We start from the raw sequence: 4,081 nt of genomic DNA on the forward strand, positions 1-4,081 counted from the left end.
TCGCCGCGGCGGCCGCGCTCCTCGTCGTGGGCGCCCTGCCCGCCGCCGCCCTCGTCTTCCCCCTGCTCGTCGGCGTCGCGCTGCTCGCCTCGGGCGCGACCGCCCTGCTCCGCGCCGCTGGTCCTCATGGCGTCCGGAGGCGCCTCGAGGAGTCCCGCGCCCGCGCCGCGGCCCTCGGCGGAGGCCCGGGCGCGCGCGGATGCAGCGCTCCCGGCGTCCTCCCGGCCTGCCTGCGGGTCGTCGTCGGCGCCCTCCTCCTGCTGGCCGCCGGCCCGGCCTACACCGCGGCCGCCCTCGTCGCCGCAGCCCTCTGCGCACTCGCCCTCGCGCACGCCGTCCGCCGCTTCGCCCAGGACTCAGAGGGCGACCCGCCCGCCCCGGCCGCGGTCGCCGCCACGGCCGCGCTGCTCGCCTTCGCCACCGTCGCCGCGGCCCAGGGGATCCTCGGATTCACGGGCGTCCCGGCGCACCTCCGGGAGTTCGACCAGCAGGACCTGAGCTGGGCGGCCGCCCTCGTCGGAGTGGTCGCCGCGTGCGGCCTCCTGCAGCTGGCGGGACGCGCAGCGGAACCGGTGGCCGCACCGGCGGCGGGCGTCAGGCGGCGCGGCTGATGCTCGGAGCTCCGACGCTCGATGCGCCTCCGCACCTCGTCCTCGACGGCAGCGCGGTGCGGCTCGCGCCCGCCCGCGGCTCCGTCGCCGTGATCACCTTCTGGATGCAGTTCCACAACTCCGGCACCGCCGCCCTGCACGACCTCGCCCTGTTCTGCGGCTCCTTCACCGACGGCTCGGGCGTCGAGCTCGACTACGACGAGGCCCCGGTCACCGTCGTCGGCCGGCCCGAGCGGGTCGCCCCGGGAGCGGGATTCGTGGCCGTCGCGCACTACACGATCGCGCCCCTGCGGGCACCGCGGACGCTCCGCCACTCCATCGTGCTGCGGGGCCGCACGAGCGACGACCGGCCCTTCACCGACGTCGCCGCGCTCGAGGTCCACGTCGATCCGAGGCGCACCCCGGAGGTGCGGTTCCGTCCCCCGATGGCGGGATCCGACACCTTGCGGTGGAGGTGAGCGACGATGCGATCGCATGAAGACTTCTCACCACCGGGCCGGATCGGCCAGGGTAGAGAGATCGCGTCGTACGGAGGACGCGCCAGAGGAAAGGACTCCGCCGTGAGGGGAATCGCAGAAGGCAGCCGACCGATCGTCGATCGCGGGGTGTCCCGCCGGGACACCGCGGCGGCCGCGTGGCTGGCGCAGAGCGGCGTCGACGTCCGCGCGAACGGCGCGTTCCGCATCGTGGCCGACACCCTCTGCAGCGACGGCGTCGACGTGCTCCGGATCTGGCACTCGCCGGCCCGCCTGCACCGCACCTCCGCCATCGGACCGGGCGTCCGCCTGATCATCCCGCTCGAGGGCGCGATCGTGATCCAGCCGGACGATCCGGCGGCGCTCGAGGTCCGCGTCGCGCCGGGCGACATCGCCTTCCTCCACTGCGACTCCCCGTTCACGATCGTGACCGACACCCCGAGCGCCCGCACCGAGATCGCCCTCGACCGCCCGCTGCTGGGCCTGGTCGACTCGGCCGACCGCGGAGCCGTCGTCACCGAGGCCGACGCGGCCAGCCGCGGCATCCTGCTCTCGACCGTCAACGCGACCTTCGGCTCCACCCTCGACGCCGACTCCCCCGCCTTCCCCCTGGTGCGGGCCGCCGTCGAGCAGCTGGCGGGCGCTGTGCTGGCGACCTCGCTGCCGCGCGAGAGCAGCGAGGACGTCTACACGCGCGCCCTCGCCCTGATCGCCGCGATGTCCACCGACCCCCGCCTCTCGGTCCAGGAGATCTGCGAGCGCCTCGGCGTCCCGAAGCGGACGCTGCAGCGCACCTTCGCGCGGAACGGCACCACGGTGTTCGACGAGATCCGCCGCGCACGCCTCACGACCGCGCGCGCCCTCCTCAGCGGGAGCGACTCTCCGCCCTCGCCCGAGCACGTGCTGAGCAGCTACGTCCGCTCGCAGCGCCTGCGCCGCGACCTGCTCCACCTCGAGGCGGTGCCCGCCTCGAAGCTGGGCTGACCCCGGGGCCGCAGCGCTCTCCGCGTCGACGGCCCCGTGGGCGGCGGAGGTCACCGCGCGGGCGCACGCCCCCGGTCCGGACGCTCCGGCTCGGCGGCACCGTCGCCGCCCCGCGCTCAGCCCGGGTACGGCACCGCCGCCGCCGGCCACCCCGACGCCGCGAGCTCCGCGCGCAGCCGATGGTGGTGCTGCACCGCGCCGAGGGAGTCGGTGCGGAAGGCGATCGCGAGGGCCGCGTCGGCCCAGTAGGCGTCCCAGCCGGAGTAGCGCTCGAAGACGCGGTCGCCGACCGCGGCCAGCAGCTCCCAGGCGCGCGCCGCCGGGAGGTAGCCGGCGACGTAGGCGTAGCGGATCGCGCCGATCGTGCGCTCGGCGTCGCCCGCGAGCAGGAGCAGCGGCGGACGCCCGTCGACCGCCTGAGCGAGCTCGAGGAGGTGGAACTCGCTGCCGCCCGTGAGCGCGGCGACCCGGGAGCGCATCCGCTCGGCGTCGGCGGAGGCCGAGACCTCGGCGAAGCGGGTCGAGAGCGGCCCGCGGGTGAGCACGTCGGCGACCAGCAGCTCCACGTCGTCGGCCGAGGCGATGCGGAAGTCGCGGTCGAGCGCGACCCGGTGCTCGACGAGCGGATGCAGCGGCAGCTGCTGCCACGGCGCTCCCTTCGCTCCGTCGGCGTAGCGGCGCCGCAGCTCCTCCGGGAGCTCGGCCCAGGAGGGCTGGAACGCGAGGGAGGAGTTCCAGCCGGCGAACGAGAAGTCGCTGACCGCGTCGAGCGCGAGCAGCTGCTGCTGGCGGAGGGACGGGGTCGGCGAGCCGGCCGCGCCGAGGTACGCGAGCTGCTCGCGGCGCGGCGCGCGCGCATCCCACTGCTGGAAGCCGACCGTGGCGGCGAGCAGCCCGAAGGCCAGAGCGAACGCGAACGCCGTGAACGCGACGACGCTCTCGCCGCCGCCGAGCGCGAGCCCCCACGCGAAGCCGACCAGGCCCACCGGAGCCGCGAAGGCGGTCACCAGGAGGGCGCGGCGTCCGGCGCCCTGACCGCGACGGTGCGCATCGGCCGCCCGCGCGTAGCGCAGCCGGGGTCGGACGGGGAACTCGACGTCTCCGGGATGGTTCTGCAGCGGCACGGTCGCAGCCTAGGGGCGCGGGTCGCGCCGATGTGTGCTTGCCTGGTCGCATGACTCTCGCCGAAGCACTCCTCGAGCGGGCCGACCTGCAGAAGCGGATCGAGGCTCTCCAGTCGCGGATCGTCGCGAACGCCTCCTACCAGGAGGGGGAGGAGCCGACCGAGGACCCGGCCGAGCTGCTCGCCGACTGCACGCGCGCACTGGGCGAGCTCGAGCGGCTGGTCACGGCGATCAACCTCACCAACGCGACGGCGACCACTCCCACCGGCGAGGTGCTGACCGCGGCGCTCGCCCGGCGCGAGGCCCTGCGCGCCCGGCACAGCCTCCTGACCCGCGCGGCCGACGCGGCCGCCGGCGAGCGCGGCTACCGCCAGCTCCGGAGCGAGCTGCGCCGCCTCCCCGCGCTGCCGGTGCGGGAGCTGCGCGAGCAGGCCGACGCCGTGGCGCGCGAGCTGCGCGGGCTCGACGCCGACGTCCAGAGGACGAACTGGGGGGTCGAGCTGCAGAGCTGACACGAGACGCGGTGAGTCGGTAGGCGCACCGGAGCGAGCACGCACCGTCGGGCCGGCGGTTCATCCGGCCCTCTGTCACGCGGTGGGCAGCGTCCCGGCTCCGGCCGTCACTCACAGCCCAGCACCGAGGACCGGTGACCGCGCAGACAGGACACCTCATCACCATGTGCTGGCCGGTGCGCCGAGGGCGGGTTCGGGGACCTCACCGCGTCTCGGGCTCACGCGGACGCTCGTGGGGTCGGGGCGGGATCTGCTCGAACGCGCACGTGGACGCAGGCCGGACTCGGGGCTGCGGCTTCTCGAACGGGCGCGCGGACGCCTGCCGGGTCCGGGCCGGCGTCCGGCCACCCCCGCCCGGCCGCGCCCGTTCGAGA

At 75.9% G+C, this 4,081-nt stretch carries 4 protein-coding genes and 1 pseudogene; 4 read left to right on the plus strand and 1 reads right to left on the minus strand.

Features of this window, described 5'->3' with window-relative positions:
- The 3 genes and pseudogenes from C5C49_RS17160 to C5C49_RS16585 form a co-directional block, all read left to right on the plus strand.
- Positions 1 to 611: pseudogene (locus tag C5C49_RS17160) on the plus strand (hypothetical protein); the annotation flags it as partial.
- Positions 611 to 1,069: a hypothetical protein gene (locus tag C5C49_RS16580; RefSeq protein ID WP_104282897.1), complete on the plus strand. Its 459-nt coding sequence runs from the start codon at positions 611 to 613 to the stop codon at positions 1,067 to 1,069. The pseudogene C5C49_RS17160 and the gene C5C49_RS16580, both read left to right, overlap by 1 nt.
- Before the next feature lie 147 nt (positions 1,070 to 1,216).
- Positions 1,217 to 2,071, plus strand: a complete 855-nt coding sequence (locus C5C49_RS16585) for a helix-turn-helix domain-containing protein (protein ID WP_181135800.1) — start codon at positions 1,217 to 1,219, stop codon at positions 2,069 to 2,071.
- A gap of 116 nt (positions 2,072 to 2,187) precedes the next feature.
- Here C5C49_RS16585 and C5C49_RS16590 read toward each other — a convergent pair whose 3' ends face one another.
- Positions 2,188 to 3,195 (minus strand): DUF1266 domain-containing protein, encoded by a 1,008-nt coding sequence (locus C5C49_RS16590; RefSeq protein ID WP_104256550.1) that lies wholly within the window; start codon positions 3,193 to 3,195, stop codon positions 2,188 to 2,190.
- Between the two features lie 50 nt (positions 3,196 to 3,245).
- Here C5C49_RS16590 and C5C49_RS16595 point away from each other — a divergent pair, with 50 nt between their 5' ends.
- The gene (locus C5C49_RS16595; protein ID WP_104224023.1) at positions 3,246 to 3,707 is read left to right on the plus strand and encodes a DIP1984 family protein; all 462 of its coding nucleotides are present in this window, start codon (positions 3,246 to 3,248) and stop codon (positions 3,705 to 3,707) included.
- Positions 3,708 to 4,081 lie beyond the last annotated feature (374 nt).

The sequence above is a fragment of the Rathayibacter sp. AY1E2 genome (assembly GCF_002932325.1).
Lineage (GTDB): Bacteria > Actinomycetota > Actinomycetes > Actinomycetales > Microbacteriaceae > Rathayibacter.

Coding starts and splice junctions, on each gene's coding strand:
- C5C49_RS16580 (WP_104282897.1), top strand. CDS start 611: ATGCTCGGAGCTCCGACGCTCGATGCGCCTCCGCACCTCGTCCTCGAC.
- C5C49_RS16595 (WP_104224023.1), top strand. CDS start 3,246: ATGACTCTCGCCGAAGCACTCCTCGAGCGGGCCGACCTGCAGAAGCGG.